Here is an 18,890-nt window from a genome sequence, read left to right on the forward strand (position 1 = left end):
AGTTGTCGTCGCAACTGCGGCTACTCCGGCATGATTTGTTTACCTAAAGTGCGGTGGCTGCGCGGCGGTCAAGGCAGCCCATTTGTTCATGCTGCACTCAAGATTGAGGCGGGAAACCAGATTTTCGACCTCCCGCGGTACCATAAAGTTGCTTTCCGATAGAGTTTCATTGAAGACATCGACATGCAGCATGATGGTTGGCGAAGCCTCATCGCCAAACGTGCCGAACGCAATGAAGAAGTAGGCACTTACGCCACCGTCGAATTTCAGTTCCAGGTAGCCCCATTCATCTTGGGTTGCCCTCACTGCATCAGAATACTCACCTCGCACCATTGATTTTAAGACCTCAATTTCATGTGCGTACAGATGGTCCAGGGTAATTTCAAAACCTATCTGTATTGGCTTCCCTTCAACCCAGTTGCGCTGCTCCAGGAGGCTGACTTCAAACTTAGTGACGCGCTCTATCTTCTTAAGATTCTCGCCAAACTCTTTAAAGTCACTTCTAATTTTTTGCTGGTCTTCTAAGGTGTAATTACCCTCACTGATCTTTGCCAGTAGGTAGTTGAACATAGAAAAGATCGTCGCGCGCAAGATGACGTTAGGCATGTTTTCCAGACTGTTCTCCCAGTCATAGTCAACGCCGTTGTCGTCCACGCGGTCGTCGCGCAAGTCAATTTTCTCCTGCAGGGCGGAGACCTCATTTTTAAGAGCACGGATTTCCGCCTCGTACTCGCTGCGCTGCCTTTTCAACGAGTCGTGGTCTAACTCCAGGCTGTTATATCGCTGCTGAAGCAGATTGTAGTTGTGCTGGGATACATCATTGCCGCAAAGAAAACACATACCGCTCTCCAAATAAGCTTATAGACTGCTAAATCATAGAGAAAGCGTAACGTAATCTGAAGCGGTAACCGCCTAACGAATCATCTTCTTTGCCGAACCTGTTCTACCATCAGACTCCATCGAAACGTACCACTCATGAGAAGCAGTATATGAGCACAGCAAAGAGTACCGTTACCCTGTAGTGGTGCACTAAAATTGACCACCTAATTAGAGGAGATATCATCGCCTTTTAATCGAACCATTGGCTTTTAGAGATCCTAAGTACGTTTCAGTTATGCTTATAAGGCCAATATCCGTTCCTCGCTCAAAGCTGACCTTCCGTTCCCTCCTGCTTTTTGTTTTGAAATTTCTCCCACCGTATCTCTTTCACTCGGCCATACGTTTATTTAGTTCAGATCCGACTTTGCCATTTTTCGAATCTGAGCGAAAAAAGGGAGAATAAGAATAGGTATGGCATATCCATGAGTAAGGTATCTGAGTATGCAAGGCATCTCATTATACCGAATAAAAACACACATCCGGTGCAATGAACACGGCATCTCTGAATGAGCTGCATTTCATGCTGGCCTTCGCCCGTCAGATATCTATGCGAGGACCCAGCTAGCTGATCACGCTGCTTGCACTCTTGCCCCTGTTGCATATAGTGCGTGAATTGTTAATCAGGTTGACAGAGAGCATAACCTTGTGGCGGATGCGCCTCATCTGAAGGGGATTTCTGACTGCAGGGGATAGCCTTATAGATGCGTATTTCCCCTTATGTCAGAACTTAAGTGACTTGCAACAGCAAGTACATCATATCGGGGGCGTCGTGAAGTAACATTTTTAAGCCAACATTGTAATGCTGACACTAGCATTGAGGTATCGCAGAAATACCTATATAGGTCTGGCGGTAAACATCATCATGTCACGAATCACTGATTGCCGATCAAACAGGGGGTCATTATTAATTTCACTTTCACCGACTCGAAGAGAATCTCGCCAGATACGATAGCAACGGTCACGACGGCGGAGATAATAGTTAGATAATGCTCGTTGAATGTCATCATCTGAATGCAATGTTTCAGCCAGAACAAGTGCATCTTCAATCGCCATTCCAGCGCCCTGGCCAAGATGCGGTGTAGTTGCATGTACAGCGTCACCGATTAGAACGACACGATTCTCAAACCATGGTGCATCAACAAATAATTCTTCTAAGGGTTTGTAAACAACCTGCCCATCATCAACAATTTGATGACGCAGATCGCTAATCATCCCGCCACAATCAGGTATACGACAACGCATCTGCTCAGCAAATTCATGACGGGCAAAGCGCGGATTTTCAGGCTCATGCGAGGTAACGAACAGATACATCAGATCCTCTGCCAGCGGAACCAGTCCGCAGTTACATTCCTCGCTAATGAAACACATTAAGTGATCGATCCCGGCGGGGCGGGGGAGGTTGTAGCGCCACACTCCCTGGCCCGTAAATCTTGGGGTAAATCGGTTACCGTAAAGCTGACCTCTAATCATCGAATAAATGCCATCGGCACCAATTAGTAGATCGTAGCGCCCTGTGGTCTGGTCGTTAAAAACCACATCGACGCCGTGCTCATCCTGTTCAAAAGCGTCGACAGTTTTGCCGGTAGTAATGGTTGTACCCAACTCTTCGGCGGTTGAACACAACACCTCATGTAGTTTTAGACGTGAAATACCCACGTTCGCCGGGAACTGTGCCCCCGCTAGCCGCTCTCCTGGGAAGTTCGCCAGCGGATGGCCCTCCATTGTGTGCAGAGAGACTTTATCGAAAGGCCAGGCAACATCCAGGTAACGTTCAAGGACGCCCAGGCGCTGCATCTCCCGTACCACGTTGTTCTGCTGAATAATGCCTACCCCGTATACTCGCCATTCGGACTGGATCTCCACCAGATCAGCGCTAATACCCACTCGGCGCAGCGCGATGGCCGCACATAATCCACCGATGCCGCCTCCAACAATCAATACCTTGTTTATCGTCATTACCCGTTCCATTCACAGGGACAAAACCTGGAGGCTAATCGAAGATCCCGACACCCGACTAATCGCAAAGTAAGATGATCGCTATCGCAAAAAACAATATCGGCGTCGTAATAGTGAATTAAAAGTTGCGTAAATGTTAATTTGACGATCTAGGATAGGGTAAAAATAATAACCCGGTTGACGATATGCGTTATCAGCATCTTGATTTGAATTTACTGGTCGCACTGGACGTGCTGCTTGATGAGCAAAATATCACCCGTGCCGCAGGACGGTTGCACATGACCCAGTCTGCAACCAGCGGCGTGCTTAATCGCCTGCGTAATTACTTTGAGGACGATCTGCTGACTCAGGTTGGGCGAAAAATGATGCCCACGCCGCTGGCGCGCGAGCTTCACCCCTCCGTGCGAGAGATCCTGTTTAAAATCCATACCTCTATTGCCCGGCGCCCCATTGATGAACCTGCTACTAGTAAACGGCATTTCCGCATTATGGCCTCCGATTACGTGATCAACGTGATGCTCAAAGACGTGCTACAGATGGTCCATCAGGAGGCACCGAATATCACCTTTGCGTTTTTATCCCCGGATCACCAGTCCGCAGGGATGCTCAACCGTGGCGAAATTGACATGATAGCCGCCCCCGAACGCTTTATGCCCGTGGATCAACCCTCGGCGCTGCTGTTCGAAGAGCAGTTTGTCTGCGTCGCCTGGCAAGAGAATGCGGAAATTGGCGAGACCCTGACGCTGGATGACTGGATGCGCCTGGGGCATATCGCCGTAGAATTTGGCCGGGAACGTATTCCGGGTCTGGAGGAGACGCTGTTTGCCGAGTCTGGTCTTAATCGCCGGCTGGAAGTGGTGGCGAACAGCTATCACTCTCTGCCGCATCTGTTGATTGGAACATCGCGCATTGCCACCATGCACCGTCGGCTGGCGGCACAATACGGCAGGCACCTGCCGCTGCGAATCTTCCCGGTACCGGTGGAACTGCCGGTAATGCGGGAATGTATTGGCTGGCACCGCAGTCTCGATCGCGATCCGATATTCACCTGGCTCAAGGACAAAATTTTCGCCAGTGCGCTGTAATGCGCTCCCCGGATATATTGCCTGAACTGATAGCTGGCATCCCGACACGTGATTAGTCGCGACCAGGCACTCTGTGTGAGAGTGCCTGGGTGACAGATTTTCTGCCACTCGCGATTGAACGCTGAAGGATACCGTTATGTTTCGTTACTTTCCCAATAATTACGTCTGGAACCTGTCGGTGGATCTCTCCATTGAGATGGGTGCCCGCATTGGCGAGATAGAAGAGATGTGCGCCCCGTTGCTGGCCGCCTCTGAGCATCCTGATGCGCAGGGTACTCGCGCCTTTCGGGAAACCTGGTCGGCTATGGCCGATAAGCTGTGCGTGCTGGCGCAGGAGGATGAGCAGCAGGATCGCCTCTACTCTGCGGGCGAAAAGTACCTGCGCGCCGCCAACTACTACCTGACCTGCGAACGTCTGCAGGCCCACGGCGCACCGGGTCGCAATGAGCTCTATCGCCGCTTTCTGGCGGTTTTCGATCTCGGCTGTCGCTACACCGGGGCAAATTGCCAACGGGTAGAGATCCCCTATGAAGGCACCACGCTTTCCGCACTGTATGTCCGGGCGGAAGGGAATGCCCCACGCGCCCCGGTTCTGGTACAGGTCAATGGCCTCGACTCAACCAAAGAGCTGAAATACTTCGTCGGTTTACCTCTGTGGCTGGCCAAACGCGGCGTCTCGTCGCTGATCGTCGATCAACCGGGCTCCGGCGAAGCCCTGCGTCTGCACAACATGAAGGCGCGCTTCGACAGCGAGCACTGGGCATCGCGCATTGTCGACTGGCTGGAACAACGGCCAGAGGTTGATCCTGCCCGTATCGGTCTGGAGGGGGTCTCATTAGGGGGCTATTACTGCCCGCGAGCGGTGGCGTTTGAACCCCGCTTTGCCTGCGGCGTGGTATGGGGAGCCAACCACGACTGGCGTGATGTGCAACAGCGCCGTCGTGAGAAAGAGGGTAGTTTCCCGGTTCCCCACTACTGGGAGCATGTGCGCTGGGTATGGGGGGGCGAAAATATCGAGCAGTTTATGCGTATCGCGGAAAATGTTCATCTGGACGGCATTCTCGATCGTATCCGGGTGCCATTCCTGGTGACCCATGGTGAAAAAGATTCCCAGATCCCGCTGAAATGGGCGCAGCGCACCTACGACCAGCTGGTTAACAGCCCGCGCCGCGAACTGAAAATCTTTACTGCACGAGAGGGTGGGGCGCAGCACTCCAGTTTCGATAACTCCATTAACGCCGGTCACTACATTGCTGACTGGGTCGCCAAAACGCTTGGCGGTCGCGTGGCGGGCACAATTTCTTCCGGGGAGAAACAGCATGAATATTCTGGGGCCTGATTATCTGGTGTTTGGCGTTGACGATTTCCAGAGTTGCCGACAATTTTTGCTGGATTATGGCCTGACAGAGACGCAAAACGGCTATTACCAGGCGCTCGACGGTACCGGTGTGCTGCTGCGCGAGCGTGACGATCCGCAGCTTCCTCCGGCGCTTGCCAGCGGCAGCCAGCTGCGTGAAACCGTCTATGGCGTCGCCGATGATGCAACCCTTAATGCCATTGTCGAAGAGCTGCATAAAGATCGGGAAGTGCATATCGATGACGAGGGCGTGGTGCACAGCCATGATGATATGGGGTTTGCGCTCGGCTTTCGGGTCACGCAGCGAACGCCCGTTACCCTTGCTGCAGAAAAGGTGAATGCCCCAGGGGATGATGAAATGCGTCCGGTGAACCACACCGGCGCCAGCGCCACGATGCCTGCTGCCCCGCGCTCCCTGTCGCATGTGGTCTATTTTGTGCCCGACGTGGCGCAGGCAGAGGCGTTTTATAGGCGCCTGGGTTTTATCTGTACCGATCGCTTCACTCATGTCGGGCCATTCCTGCGCCCGGGCGGCACCCTCGATCACCACACCCTGTTTTTAATTCAAGCCCCGCCATTTATGACCGGTATCGAACACTTCACCTTCCACATGGGAGGGCCGACCGAGCTGATGATGGCCGGCAGCCGCTTTGTTGAAAAAGGTTACCAGTCGTTCTGGGGACCGGGTCGCCATCAGTTGGGCTCCAACTGGTTCTGGTATTTCAACAGCCCGCTCGGCTGCCACATTGAGTATGACGCCGATATGGATCGCCACGATGACAGCTGGCAGCCGCGGGAAGCCTTACCCGGTGCGGATAATTCCCAGTATTTCCTGCTGAACTGGCGGGAAAAATGGGCCCCTGGCCCGGATAACGCCCGCGCATGAATACGCCGCTGCGGTTATGCCGGGCAGCGAGCCTGCGCGAGGGCGAGGCGCAGGGATTCGATCCCCAGGACACCGGACAGACAACGCTGTTCGCCGTGCGCTACCGGGGCCAGATCTATCTCTGGCGCAACCGCTGCCCGCATCTGGGCACCCCGATGAACTGGCGGCATAACGCCTTTCTCAATGGCTGCGGCGACAAGGTGGTGTGCTTCGCCCACGGGGCGTTATTTGAACCGGACAGCGGCCTGTGCGTGCAGGGCGCCTGCCTGGGCCAGGCGCTGACGCCGCTGGCCTGGGACATTACCAAAGAGGGCTGGTTAAGCGTAACGGAGACGATGGATGAAACTGGCAACACGGAATAATGGCACCCGCGACGGTCAACTGGTGGTGGTATCGCGGGATTTACAGTGGATGGAGGCGGCCACCGGGATCGCCGCCACGCTTCAGGAGGCCATCGAGCGCTGGGACGAGACGCAACCCTTGCTGCTGTCGCGTTACCGGGCCCTGAACGCCGGAGAGACCGCCCGGGCGATCCCTCTTACCCCGGACGGGCTACTCGCGCCGCTTCCCCGGGCTTGGCAGTGGCTGGACGGTTCCGCCTTTCTCACTCACGGGGAGCGCATGCAGCAGGCATTTAATCTGCCTCCCATCGAGGGGGTGAAACACACGCCGCTGATGTATCAGGGCTGCGGCGACGATTTTCTCGGTTCGCAGCAGGATATTCTGTGCGCTGACGAGGCCTGGGGCCTGGATTTTGAAGGCGAGTTCGCCGTGCTGGTGGATGACGTGCCCATGGGCTGCGAGGCGGGGGAGGCGCTAGCCCATGTCCGCCTGCTGCTGCAGCTCAACGACGTCAGCCTGCGCGCCCTCGCCCCCCGGGAGATGAAAACCGGCTTTGGTTTTATTCACGCCAAACCCTCCAGCGCCTTTGCGCCGGTTGCGGTTACCCCGGACGAGCTGGGGGACGCCTGGCACGCTGGGCGGGTAGATCTGCCCCTGACAATCCGGCGCAACGGCGAACCCTTCGGTAATCAACCGGGGATTGGGATGCATTTTCACTTTGGCGAGCTGATCGCTCACGCCGCGCTTACGCGCCGTTTACGAGCCGGGACGCTCATCGGTTCTGGCACCGTGTCCGGGCAGGATCCGGCAAAAGGAGCAAGCTGCATCGCCGAAGTGCGGGCGCTGGAAACCCTTGCCTACGGGGCTCCCCGTACGCCGTTTTTGCGCCCGGGTGACAAGGTGTTTATGGAGAGCCGCACCCGTGATGGGGAGGTGCTTTTTGGGGCAATTAAACAACGCGTCGTGATAGCGACTGACAAGGACAACCGCTTATGAATCTTTTACAGGGTCGCCGTCTGATCGATCTCTCCGTAACCCTGGATAACAATCCCTGGACAGACCCACCGCCGCTACTGCCCAAAATTGACTACATGGATCACCAGCAGGGCTGGCCAGAGATGGCGGCTATGTTTCCGGGGCTGGAAAAAAGCCAGATGCCAGGGCAGGAGGCATGGGCCAGCGAAAAATTGACCGTGACGCCGCACAACGGCACTCACATGGATGCGCCGTGGCACTACAGCTCCACCACCAATGGCGGTGAGCCAGCGTTTGGCATTGATGAGTTGCCGCTGGAGTGGTGCCTGCGCCCCGGCGTCAGACTCGATTTTCGTGATGCTGCGGACGGAGAGATTTTGCAGCCCCGGGATCTCGAACATGCCCTACAACGCATTGGCCATACTCTCTCGCCGTTAGACATTGTGCTGATCAATACCGCGGCGGGCGCCCGCTATGGCAAAGAGGACTATTTACAGCGGGGCTGCGGGATCGGACGTGCCGCCACGCTCTGGCTGCTGGAGCAGGGGGTCAGGGTGGTCGGCACGGACGCCTGGAGCTGGGATGCGCCATTCGGCTTTACCCGGGAGCGTTTCCGTCAGACCGGCGATGCGGCCCTGATCTGGGAGGGGCACAAAGCCGGACGCGACATCGCCTATGGACAAATGGAAAAACTGACCAATCTGGATTTGCTGCCCGATCACGGCTTCTGGGTGAGTTGCTTCCCGTACAAAATCAAGCGGGCATCGGCAGGCTTTACCCGCGCCGTTGCCATTGTGGAGGAATGAGATGAAAGGGCTGGATAAACGCGTTGCCAGCATTGAGGAGGCCCTTGACGGGCTCAGCGACGGCATGACGCTGCTCGCGGGAGGCTTTGGTCTGTGCGGTATTCCAGAGAATCTGATTGCGGAGATACGACGCCGCGCCGTGCGTAATCTGACGGTGGTTTCAAACAACTGCGGCATTGACGGCTTTGGGCTGGGACTGCTGCTGGAAAATCGCCAGATCCGCAAAATGATCGCCTCTTATGTGGGGGAAAACGCGCTGTTTGAACAGCAGCTACTCAGCGGCGAGCTGGAGGTGGAGTTAACTCCACAAGGCACCCTGGCGGAAAAACTGCGCGCAGGGGGGCGGGATCCCGGCGTTCTTCACCGCTACCGGCTACGGCACGCCAGTGGCGGAGGGTAAAGAGTCGCGCCAGTTTGGCGATCGCCACTGTATCCTGGAGCCTGCCATTCAGGGGGATTTTGCCATTGTGAAGGGCTGGAAGGCGGACTGGTATGGCAACGTTATCTATCGTCACACGGCGCAAAACTTCAACCCGCTGATGGCCACCGCAGGGCGCATTACCGTCGTGGAGGTGGACGAGATCGTGCCTCCGGGCACGCTGGATCCGGCACACATTCATACTCCGGGCATTTATGTCCATCGCATCGTTCAATGTCCGTGCGAAAGGCGCATTGAAAAACGGACGTTGCAGACGGGAGGTGCCCATGTTGACGCGTGAACAGATGGCGCGTCGGGTGGCGCAGGAGTTGCGTGATGGCGACTACGTCAATCTGGGGATCGGTATCCCGACGCTGGTGGCTAATTACGTTCCGTCGGGCATGGATGTGATGCTGCAGTCGGAGAATGGCCTTCTGGGAATGGGCGGCTTCCCCACTGCGGCTACCGTGGATGCCGACATGATCAACGCCGGAAAACAGACCGTCACGGCCCGCAGCGGTGCGGCGATTTTCAACTCTGCGGACTCCTTTGCCATGATCCGTGGCGGACATGTTGACCTTACCGTCCTTGGCGCGTTTGAGGTGGATGTCCAGGGAAATATCGCCTCGTGGATGATCCCCGACAAGCTGGTGAAGGGGATGGGCGGGGCGATGGATCTTGTCGCCGGGGCGCGGAATATCATCGTCACCATGACCCATGCGTCAAAAAGCGGCGAGTCAAAGCTGCTGAAGCACTGCACGCTGCCGCTGACCGGTGTGAACTGTATCCGCCGGGTGCTGACCGATTTAGCCTGGCTGGAGATCGCTGACGGCGAGTTCACCCTCCGGGAGCGCGCCCCGGGCGTGAGCGTAGCGGAAATTAGGGCTAAAACCGCAGGTCCATTGCGGGTGCCAGAGTATGTTCCGGAGATGAAGGTGTGAGAAGACAATGAATAATGATGTGGTGATTGTGGCAGCGTTACGCACGCCCACCGGGCGCTTTCAGGGGGAAATGGGCGCGTTGAGCGCCGTCCAGTTGGGGGTCACGGTGGTACAGGCGCTGCTGGCCCAAAGCGGCGTGCCAGCGGATGCCGTGGATGAGGTGATTATGGGCCAGGTTTTAACCGCTGGATGCGGTCAAAACCCTGCGCGTCAAACGGCGCTGAACGCCGGGCTGGGGGTGAGCGTCAGCGCGGTGACCGTAAATCACGTCTGTGGCTCGGGCCTGAAGGCGGTACAGCTGGCGGCCCAGAGCATCCAGAGTGGTGCGGCGGAGATTGTGATTGCGGGCGGACAGGAGTGTATGAGCCAGGCGCCGTATTTGCTCAGCGGCGCGCGGCAGGGGATGCGCTTCGGTCACGGCAAAGTGACCGACAGCCTTCTGCATGACGGACTCTGGGATGCTTTTAACGACTACGCCATGGGGATCACTGCGGAAAACCTGGCGCAGAAATACGCCATCGATCGCGAGGCACAGGATCGCTTTGCCGCTGCGTCGCAGCAGAAAGCCCGCCACGCTGTCGAGAGCGGACGCTTCTGCGCTGAAATTGTTCCTGTGAAGCTGCCGCAGAAGAAGGGGGACGAACGCTATCTGGCCGAAGACGAACAGCCTCGCCCGGACACATCCCTGGATTCGCTGGCGGTGCTGCGTCCGGCTTTCTTAGACGACGGAACGGTGACGGCAGGGAATGCCTCGACGCTGAACGATGGTGCGGCTGCAGTGATGCTGATGCGCCGCGAGCGCGCCCAGGCTCTGGGGCTGCCGATCATGGCGACTCTTGTGGCCAGCGCCACGGCGGGCGTAGACCCGGCGTATATGGGTATCGGTCCGGTCGCGGCGACCCGGCGCTGTCTGCAGCGGGCGGGCTGGTCGGTGGCGTCTCTCGATCTGATCGAGGCCAATGAAGCCTTTGCCTCTCAGAGCCTGGCCGTTAACAGGGAGATGGGCTGGCAGGCGGAACGCGTAAACGTCAACGGCGGGGCAATCGCCCTCGGCCATGCCATCGGGGCTTCCGGGTGTCGTATTCTGGTGACCCTGCTTCATGAGATGCAGCGCCGGAATGTCTCTCGCGGTCTGGCTACGCTGTGTGTGGGGGGCGGTCAGGGCATCGCGCTGGCGGTGGCACGTGATGTTAATGCGATTATTTCTTAATGTTAAATTAATGTGTACTAGTTGTATTAATTGTGAACATCCTCTCAGACTCTGCTTCACCTGTCGGGTAGGTTTATCCGGGTGCAAGTTGCCTGAGGCAGCGCCTCACCTGACCTGCGCCCGGTGATTCGTCACTTTTTTTATCGCCAATAAATAGAACTGGAATTCACATTCGAATTTATAAACATTGAGCAGGAGCAAGAGGAATGAAGTTATGCAAAGGGTAACAACGATGCCAAAGCCTGCAGGTGCCCTCCAGGCCATGTTGCTGATGTTCGCGGCCGTGCTGCCGGTCATGGGGACATTAACCATGATCCCGGTAATGCCGATCCTGTTTAAACATTTTTCCTCCCAGCCTTACGCTCCGCTTCTGGTACCCATGATCATTACTATCCCCTCGGTCAGTATGGCGTTGATTGCGCCCCTGGCAGGGATCGTTGGCGACCGCTTCAGCCGCCGACGCCTGCTGATTGCGGCAACCGGCGCCTACGCGCTGTTTGGCTTGCTGCCGGTGATGCTGGATAGCCTGGTACTGATCCTGATGGCAAGGCTGGTGATGGGCATCGCGGACGCTTTTATCCTCACAACCGCCAATGCGCTGATTGGCGACTACTTTACCGGTCCGTCCCGCAGCCGCTGGCTGGCGGTGCAAAGCGGCGTTGGGTCGGTGATTGCCACGCTGATTATTCTCGCCTCCGGCTTTTTAGGCGCCTTTGGCTGGAGCGGGCCCGTCTTTATGTATGCGCTGGCGATCCCGGTCTTCCTGGGACTTATCTTCCTCACCCGGGAGCCTGATGCGCGCGCGCAAGACACCGCAACGGACTTCACTGCCGGGCAGCCTTTCCCACGTGGACAGATGCTGGTCATCAGCGTAATTACCCTGATTAGCGCCATGATCTACTTTCTGGAACCGTTGCAAATCAGCCAGGTATTTAGCCAGTTGGGAATGGAAAGCAGCAGCCAGATCGGTATCGCTACCGCTATTGCCGGGGTGGGCGTTCCGCTGGGGGCCTGGATATACGGGCGTATGGCCCGGCAGCGCATTGATAAACAATTTCTTAATTTTTATGCCATCTTTGGCGCAGGGCTGCTGTTTATCGCTCTCGCCGGAAATCAGATTACCGTTGTCATGGCGGCTTTTATTGCGCAGGTGGGAAATGGCATGCTGATCCCCTTGATGCTGGGCTGGGTAATGAAAGTGCTGCCGGCTGAGCATCGGGCCAAAGGAATGGGAATATGGCATACCTTCTTTTTCCTCGGGATGTTTATAAGTCCCGTTGGGGTAACGGCCATGAATAGCGTGAGCGGCAATCTTCAGGATACATTGCTAGTATTTGCGGTAATATCCTTGCTGATCGCCCTTTGCCTGGCCTTTGCATCAATACGGACCACGATGCGCAATATCACCGCCAGTTAATTTCAAAACGTCATCAGGATAACCTTCGCCCCCGCTGTGAATACAGCGGGTAGGGAGCGCCATGCCCGAATAAACACCTTACCTGTAATGCTGTTCAGATGAAGTCATCCCTATAAATAACTCGAACGTCGGCAACGTGAATAATCATTATTTGCGCGCCGCGGTATGGAACATTTTTACCTGCAAAAAATAAAAATTGAGGATTTATGATGAGTCTGTGCTGTACCCCAACAAACAAGAAAAGTGTATTTCCTCTGTCTCTCCTGACGCTGGCAATATTTTCGTCAACGGCGCTGGCTGCGGAAAATAAATATACCTGCCAGCAACTGGATAAATTAAATACCCGTTCCCAGCAGGTGGTGACCCCGCCTTCTATTTGTGAGTCTTTAATTGGCGATGTTAACGGCTGGCGAAGCGCCCTCGCGGATAATGGCTGGGGCGTGCAGTTGAGCTGGAACCCGACCATTTTATATGACCTGCGGGATCAACAGCGCGACCCGCAGGAGTACAGTGGACAGAACTTTACCTGGGCGCAGACGATGGCGTTGAACGTGACCTACGATTTAGGGCGCATCGGCTTTAGTAAGGATGCGCAGCTCACGATCTCCCCCCAGTGGTCGACATCCAACTATCAGGATGGCTATCCGCGCCTGCACAATATTGCGACGCTCGCCGTCAATCAGCCCTTTTTAGACGGGCAGATTGAGCTGCAATATGGCTTCTATCCGCTCATCCGTCAGTTCTACGGCATGATCCTCGGGGGGAACTCCTCCTCGGCGGCGCTGGGGCCTACCAGCGTGATCCCGGTGCAAGTAGGCATCAGCCTGAATGCGCCGACGCCGACCTTTACCTTTATCGCGCGCGACAGCGATAAAAAACTGTATAACAACTTTGCCGTAAGCCGCAGTATGTCCCCGAAAGGCCATCTTGATGACGTGGAGCAAAACCCCTACGGCCTGAAGTGGCACGTTGACGGTGCTAACCCCATCCTGGTGAACGAGGTGGGGTATAAGCAGGATGCCAGCGATACCGAGCGTTCCCTGTGGTTCCGCGCCGGGGGCATCTATAATACCTCCCACTACGACTATTATGATAAGCCCGGCGACAGCAGTGATAACTATGCCTTTTATGTCGCTAATACCGTTCAACTGACCCAGCCACAGCTGGGGTTGCCCCTGGGGCTCTATCTGGATACGAAGGTCAACTACGCGCCTGACGATCGCAACGCCTACACCAGCGATTTCCAGGTCACACTGTTTGACATTGGCCTCTTCCCGGGCCGTCAGCAGGACATGACCTCCCTGGGGTATACGCGCTCGTTTATCAGCCATAAATTCCGCGATTCTCTGAAACCCGCCGATCTGGAAGCGCCGCAGAGCATCAACGCCATATCGCTCTCCCACGCATTCCGTCTGACGACGGGTATCTACTGGATTAACGGCATCACCTGGCAGGATAACCCGACGCTGGTACCGAAGCGCGATGATGCGGTGCTGTACCAGTCTTCCATGTACTGGAACTTCTGACGGATAAAAAGATGCCCCTTGCAGGATCCTGCGGGGGGCATCTTTTTGGCAGAAATAAAAGGCAGGCTAACCGGTAATCAGTACGCCGGTTTCAGTTACCTGAACGGCGAAGGACGCGGTAATGGTATCACTGGCGCTGCCGGTCAGTATTTTCCAGTGACCAGTTTGTCTTTCCCACGCCTGCTTGTCCGGGTGCCAGCGACGGAACAGGCGGTCGTCCAGCGGGACGCTTACCGTTGCTGATTGCCCGGCGGCAACGGTTACAGCGGCAAAATCGGCCAGCGTTAGCAGCGGCGCATCGCCGGTGGCTGCAGGCGGACACAGATAGATCTGCACCACCGCTTTCCCGGCCCGCGGCGAAGCGTTATACAGACTAAACGCGACCGATAAGCGTGCGCCTTCGGCTTGATGCAGAAGCGTCTCGCCGAAGGTGATGTCGGCATAGCCGATTCCGTAGCCAAATGCCCATGCCGGAGCGCATTCCCGGGCTGCAAAATAGCGGTAACCCACCCGCAACCCCTCGTGATAGGTCAGGTTGCCGTGGCTGTCGGGGGTGAGATCGATCACCGGGTAATCTGTCTCCTCCCGGGCAAACGTCACCGGGAGACGACCGCCCGGCTCTCGATCTCCGGCCAGTACAGACGCTAGTGCCGGGCCAAACTCCTGTCCGGGATACCAGGCCACCATCACCGCCGCCGCCTGTTCAAGACAGTGCGTATCCACCGGATGAGCAATGTTCAGCACCACCACCGTGCGGGGGTTGGCAGCGCAAACGGCGTTAATCAGCGCTACCTGATGATCGGGCAGGGCGGTGGTATGGCGGTCGATACTTTCCAGTCCTGCGTCGGCGGTTTCGCCAATTACCATCACCACGCTGTCAGCCCGCCGGGCGCAGGCGACGGCTTCAGCGAGTAGATCTACCGTTTGGGGCTGCTGGCAGCCAAACCAGATGCCGTGGGCGATACTGCGAGAAAGGGTCATCTCAAGCGTCAGATTCAGCGTCACCCCTTCAACAAGTTCATACTCCACGGTATCGCTGGCCGCCTGCATCAGCTTGCCCATAATGTCCCCGTCCAGCGCTTCGCCGTTAAAGTGCGCCACCGTGTCGCCGTTCAAGGTCAGGCTGATCGTCCCCGTTCCGCCGAGCCAAAAGCGGTAAACGCCGGTACGGGTGGCGATAAAGCGCGTGCGCACGGTGACGGTCGCCTCATCGTCCAGGGCCAGCAGATCCCCAACGCCGGGCATATCACGAAACCAGATCAGGGAAGAAGCGTTGCGCCGCTCGCGATGGCATTCCCCCTGGCGGGATGTTGCATAGATGACCTCCAGACCCGGTTCATCGTCATCGCAGCGGAGCGCCAGCGCGGTGAGCGGCGGGATGCGATAGTCGCTCTCCACGCCCTGGGCATACTCCACCTCCACCCCCTCATGGGCAAAACGCTGGTGGAGCGCCGCAATGGGCGTTATCAGGTCCGGCATGAGCGCTACCCTGGCAAATGTTCCCCCCTGGAAGCAGGGGGTCTGAGCATTCGGGCCTATCACCGCGAGGCGCGAGGCGGGTTTTAGCGGTAGCAGGTTATCTCTGTTTTTTAGCAAAACGAACCCGGCGGCGGCGGCCTCTTCCAGCACCTGAGTACGCTGTCGTTGGGCCTGTGGAGCGGGATCGTAACGCGAAGGGATCGAAACCCGTTCAGCAAAACGGCTAAGACGTGCCACCGCGTCGTCAAGACGGGCGGTATCATTCTCATCCAGCAACTCCCGTAGCTTATCCCCCATATGCCGGGCGGGGCCGGGCATCTCCAGATCAAGCCCGGCGCGGAAGCTGGCGATGCCGCTCTGGGTACCGAACCAGTCGGACATTACCAGTCCGTCCCAGCCGAGATCGGCTTTCAGCCATTGGCTAATGGCCTGGTGTTGTTCAGCGCAGTAAATGCCGTTCACCCGGTTGTAGGCGGTGAGCATGCCCCATACCCCCTGGCTGGCGGCACGCTCAAAAGGCCAGAAGTAAACCTCCCGCAGGGTGACTTCGTCCACGACCACGTTCATTGTTCGGCGGTCGGTTTCCGAATCGTTGCAGACCATGTGCTTGACAACGCAGCCGACGCCCCTGGACTGGACGCCGTCAATCCACGCCGCACCCATCTCGGCGATGTGGCGCGGATCTTCGCCGAAGAGTTCAAAGGCGCGCCCTGCCATCGGGCTGCGCATCAGGTTAAGATTTGGAGCCAGCAGGGCCTGAACCCCGGTGCGCTGCGCCTCCTGGCCAATCACGTCGCCGACCCGGCGAACCAGCACGCGATCCCAACTGGCCCCCAGCGCCAGACCGCAGGGGCTAAGCAGGGCGATATCCCGCTCGTCAACCCGTCCGCCGGTGAGACCCATCGGCCCGTCTGAGAGCGTGACCGAGCCCAGCGGGGTATCGGGAATGGGGTGTGTCGACCACATCCCCATCCCGGCGGTCAGCGGCAGTTTTTTGTCACGATCATGCGGGATGTTGAATGAAGGCATTCGACTCCCTCCGTGCTGCCATTTTGGGGGCAAAGGTGAGCGTCTGCTCGGCCAGCATCTCCAGCGAACGCTGGGCTGCCGGTTCGGTGCAGTTTCCGTTGGCATCGAACAGCGACACGCCCGCGGTGTTAAGCGTGACGCCCAGCGGCGTTGGCCATCCGCGCAGAGCGTGGACAATATCACGCAGAGCACCCAGGGTGGTGTTACATCCCTGCCAGCCCGCAGCAGTAACAATGCACCCGACCGCCCGCCCATCCAGATAGACGCGCTCATCGGCGCGGAGATCTTCCAGCAGATCAATCGCGTTTTTTACCAGACCTGAGACGCCGCCATGATAGCCAGGTGATGCTAACAGGATCCCGTCGGCCTGACGCACTGCCTCGACAAAGGCCAGTTCGTTTGCCGTACGGGTGGTGACTTCCGGATTAAACGCAGGCAGGGCTGCCAATTCCTGACCACCAAACAGCTGAGTTCTGGCGCCCAGACGCCCGGCATGGGCTAGCGCCGCACTCAGCGCGCGCTCAGTACTTGAGCCGGGGCGCATCGTGCCGCCAATACCCACAATGAAAGGTTGTCGGGGAAGTGTGTGAAGTGTCATACAGGATCCTATGCGTTAGTTAGCGAAAGCGCGGCAGAATTTTTTCAGCGAACAGCGACATCGACTGTTGGCTCAGACGAAGACGTTCCGGGGTTAATGGACCGTTGGTGAAGCCCAGCAGCACGTTGCCGATGCCCAGCTGCTGATGGCGTTCCAGCTCTGCTGCCACGGTTTCCGGACTACCGTACAGACACCATGTCTTAATCCACTCTTCGCTGAAGCAGTCCGGGTGGCGGTGTAGCGACACGCCGCTGAACTCCTCCGCGCGTTTGTTGTATTCGTATTCGCGATCGATCGCCTCCTTATACCAGCCCATAATTTGCAGCATCTCTTCCCGCGCCTGCTCGTCGGTGGGGGCGACATGTACACACTGCCATGTGTGGGTAGTCCAGGAGAGACAGTGATCGATAACCGCCTGGGAATGTCCGGCGTTCAGCAGCGCATCACGATAGCGAGTGAAATAGTGCGTTAACTGGCCGAACGGATCGTTGCTGGCCGGAACAGGGGGCGTAAAGGCCGGGATAAAGGCGGGCCAGCCGTTATCGGCGGCCCGCTGCATGCTGCTTTCGCGCAGGGCGACCGGCATGATGCGGTTGAACGGTTTTTGCAGCGCGGTAGGCACAATGCGCTGAACGACGGCACCTTTGTAATGGGAGGTCTCGAAAATAATCGGCTCATCTTCGATTTTTTTCTCCCACAGACGCTGCACAAGGTCGAGGTTCTCCTGCAGCAGGCTGGAGGCATCTTTGTAGTTAACGCCGAAGCCGATCATCTCTTCCGGCGTGGTTCCGCTGCCAATGCCCACCAGCAGACGACCTTCCGTTAAGTGATCGAGCAGGTTGACGCGTTCGGCGAAACGCACCGGGTGGTGCAGGGGAACGGTGGTGACGGACATGCCGAAATGGATCTTTTTAAGCTGCCCGGCCAGCCAGGCGGCAAACATAAAGGGATCGCTGGCCATTGGCGCGTAACCGGTGAAGTGGTGGTCAGGCATAAACACAGCATCGAAGCCATACTCTTCCGCCTGGCGGGCGTGATCGGCCAGGGAACTCATTACGAAACTGTCTTGCTCAGGCGCGGTAGATCGGCCTACGAGAAATACGGAAAAACGCATAGCAACTCCTGTTTTGAGGTTGTGTTGAGTGATTAATTAAAACTAGAATTCTTATTCTAGTTATTTTAAAGGGAATTGTAATGACGCAGTTCACATATTTTTAACAATCATCTTTCATTTTCCACGGTGGCAATTTGCAGGGGAGACGTTAAGTGCAATACACTGCGGGGGTTTCTATGGCTATGAGGTGTTACGCTAATGACCGATCTTCCCGATATGCGCAAGCCCAAGCAGGACCGCAGCCGCGTTGCGCTTGAACGTCTGATGAGCGCCAGCCGTGAAATTCTTCATGAAGGCACCTTTGAACTGCTGACGATAGCGGAGATCAGCAAACGCTCCGGGGTTTCCGTAGGGTCTATCTATGCGCGTTTCAGCGGTAAAGAAGAGCTGTTCGTCGCGGTGATGATTGAGGTGATGCAGGGGCTGGACGCCGAATGGCAAGGGTTGACCACCCGCCTGCGGGAGCGTCATCTGCCGCTGCGCCAACTGGTGCCGGCGCTGCTCGATATGCAGGCCGATTATCTCCGTCGCCACGCCGGGATCCTGCGTCCGTTTATGGCGCGCGCCGATGACGAGCGGATTGCCGGAATCGGCAAAGCAACCTATCTCAAAAACGAACAGACCTTTATCGATCTGCTGATGGACTCCGGCGTGGACATCCTCCATCCTCATCCGCAGCAAGCGGTGAAATTTTGCTTTACCATCGCCTATGCGGCGCTGGCGCGCTTTCTAGGACTGGGGTCCGCCAGCGATGCCGCTGGCGAGGGCGACTGGGATCAGCTTAAGAAAGATCTCGGGGTGATGTGTTTAAGTTTTTTAATGTCTCCGGTCATTGAAGAACAGCAATAACCTTTCCGATTATCACTGTTCCT

The 18,890-nt window shown here is 56.8% G+C and carries 16 protein-coding genes and 1 pseudogene; 12 read left to right on the top strand and 5 right to left on the bottom strand.

Going from position 1 to position 18,890, the window contains the following annotated elements; genetic code table 11:
• Nucleotides 1-39: 39 nt before the first annotated feature.
• Both K5I40_RS18485 and K5I40_RS18490 read right to left on the bottom strand, forming a co-directional pair.
• The gene (locus K5I40_RS18485; RefSeq protein WP_223075179.1) at nucleotides 40-840 is read right to left on the bottom strand and encodes a hypothetical protein; all 801 of its coding nucleotides are present in this window, start codon (nucleotides 838-840) and stop codon (nucleotides 40-42) included.
• Nucleotides 841-1,713: 873 nt separating this feature from the next.
• On the bottom strand, nucleotides 1,714-2,835 hold the full coding sequence (locus tag K5I40_RS18490; RefSeq protein WP_223075180.1) for an FAD-dependent oxidoreductase: 1,122 nt from the start codon (nucleotides 2,833-2,835) through the stop codon (nucleotides 1,714-1,716).
• Between the two features lie 185 nt (nucleotides 2,836-3,020).
• Here K5I40_RS18490 and K5I40_RS18495 point away from each other — a divergent pair, with 185 nt between their 5' ends.
• The 11 genes and pseudogenes from K5I40_RS18495 (at nucleotide 3,021) to K5I40_RS18545 (ending at nucleotide 13,798) form a co-directional block, all read left to right on the top strand.
• The gene (locus tag K5I40_RS18495; RefSeq protein ID WP_223075181.1) at nucleotides 3,021-3,920 is read left to right on the top strand and encodes a LysR family transcriptional regulator; all 900 of its coding nucleotides are present in this window, start codon (nucleotides 3,021-3,023) and stop codon (nucleotides 3,918-3,920) included.
• A gap of 136 nt (nucleotides 3,921-4,056) precedes the next feature.
• Nucleotides 4,057-5,259 (top strand): S9 family peptidase, encoded by a 1,203-nt coding sequence (locus K5I40_RS18500; RefSeq protein WP_223075182.1) that lies wholly within the window; start codon nucleotides 4,057-4,059, stop codon nucleotides 5,257-5,259.
• Complete coding sequence (locus K5I40_RS18505; RefSeq protein ID WP_223075183.1) at nucleotides 5,240-6,163, top strand: VOC family protein; 924 nt, start codon at nucleotides 5,240-5,242, stop codon at nucleotides 6,161-6,163. The genes K5I40_RS18500 and K5I40_RS18505 overlap by 20 nt, the downstream gene beginning before the upstream one ends.
• Nucleotides 6,160-6,525 carry a Rieske (2Fe-2S) protein gene (locus K5I40_RS18510; RefSeq protein WP_223075184.1) on the top strand — a complete coding sequence of 122 codons (366 nt, stop codon included), beginning with the start codon at nucleotides 6,160-6,162 and terminating at the stop codon, nucleotides 6,523-6,525. Before K5I40_RS18505 ends, K5I40_RS18510 begins: the two co-directional genes overlap by 4 nt.
• On the top strand, nucleotides 6,503-7,501 hold the full coding sequence (locus K5I40_RS18515; RefSeq protein ID WP_223075185.1) for a fumarylacetoacetate hydrolase family protein: 999 nt from the start codon (nucleotides 6,503-6,505) through the stop codon (nucleotides 7,499-7,501). The genes K5I40_RS18510 and K5I40_RS18515 overlap by 23 nt, the downstream gene beginning before the upstream one ends.
• On the top strand, nucleotides 7,498-8,286 hold the full coding sequence (locus K5I40_RS18520; RefSeq protein WP_223075186.1) for a cyclase family protein: 789 nt from the start codon (nucleotides 7,498-7,500) through the stop codon (nucleotides 8,284-8,286). Before K5I40_RS18515 ends, K5I40_RS18520 begins: the two co-directional genes overlap by 4 nt.
• A 1-nt stretch (nucleotide 8,287) precedes the next feature.
• Nucleotides 8,288-9,005 (top strand): annotated as a pseudogene (locus K5I40_RS18525) (CoA transferase subunit A).
• Complete coding sequence (locus tag K5I40_RS18530; protein WP_223075188.1) at nucleotides 8,992-9,645, top strand: CoA transferase subunit B; 654 nt, start codon at nucleotides 8,992-8,994, stop codon at nucleotides 9,643-9,645. Before K5I40_RS18525 ends, K5I40_RS18530 begins: the two are co-directional and overlap by 14 nt.
• Nucleotides 9,646-9,652: 7 nt before the next feature.
• Nucleotides 9,653-10,855, top strand: coding sequence for an acetyl-CoA C-acetyltransferase (locus K5I40_RS18535; RefSeq protein ID WP_223075189.1), 1,203 nt, complete (start codon nucleotides 9,653-9,655; stop codon nucleotides 10,853-10,855).
• A 232-nt stretch (nucleotides 10,856-11,087) separates the two neighbouring features.
• Nucleotides 11,088-12,272: an MFS transporter gene (locus K5I40_RS18540; RefSeq protein ID WP_251929780.1), complete on the top strand. Its 1,185-nt coding sequence runs from the start codon at nucleotides 11,088-11,090 to the stop codon at nucleotides 12,270-12,272.
• A 209-nt stretch (nucleotides 12,273-12,481) separates the two neighbouring features.
• Nucleotides 12,482-13,798, top strand: a complete 1,317-nt coding sequence (locus tag K5I40_RS18545; protein ID WP_223075191.1) for a carbohydrate porin — start codon at nucleotides 12,482-12,484, stop codon at nucleotides 13,796-13,798.
• Between the two features lie 66 nt (nucleotides 13,799-13,864).
• Here K5I40_RS18545 and K5I40_RS18550 read toward each other — a convergent pair whose 3' ends face one another.
• Genes K5I40_RS18550 through K5I40_RS18560 form a run of 3 tightly spaced genes read right to left on the bottom strand, consistent with a single transcriptional unit; the run spans nucleotide 13,865 to nucleotide 18,018 of the window.
• The gene (locus K5I40_RS18550; RefSeq protein ID WP_223075192.1) at nucleotides 13,865-16,306 is read right to left on the bottom strand and encodes a glycoside hydrolase family 3 protein; all 2,442 of its coding nucleotides are present in this window, start codon (nucleotides 16,304-16,306) and stop codon (nucleotides 13,865-13,867) included.
• A complete protein-coding gene (locus K5I40_RS18555) occupies nucleotides 16,281-16,904 on the bottom strand; it encodes an NADPH-dependent FMN reductase (RefSeq protein WP_223075193.1) in 624 nt (207 codons plus the stop codon). Before K5I40_RS18555 ends, K5I40_RS18550 begins: the two co-directional genes overlap by 26 nt.
• 19 nt (nucleotides 16,905-16,923) lie before the next feature.
• Nucleotides 16,924-18,018 carry an LLM class flavin-dependent oxidoreductase gene (locus K5I40_RS18560; protein ID WP_223075194.1) on the bottom strand — a complete coding sequence of 365 codons (1,095 nt, stop codon included), beginning with the start codon at nucleotides 18,016-18,018 and terminating at the stop codon, nucleotides 16,924-16,926.
• 198 nt (nucleotides 18,019-18,216) lie between these two features.
• On the opposite strand from K5I40_RS18560, the gene K5I40_RS18565 reads away from it, so the two are divergent.
• Nucleotides 18,217-18,867 (top strand): TetR/AcrR family transcriptional regulator, encoded by a 651-nt coding sequence (locus K5I40_RS18565; RefSeq protein WP_223075195.1) that lies wholly within the window; start codon nucleotides 18,217-18,219, stop codon nucleotides 18,865-18,867.
• Nucleotides 18,868-18,890 lie beyond the last annotated feature (23 nt).

Source organism: Leclercia sp. LTM14 (genome assembly GCF_023736175.1).
Taxonomy (GTDB): domain Bacteria; phylum Pseudomonadota; class Gammaproteobacteria; order Enterobacterales; family Enterobacteriaceae; genus Enterobacter; species Enterobacter barmai.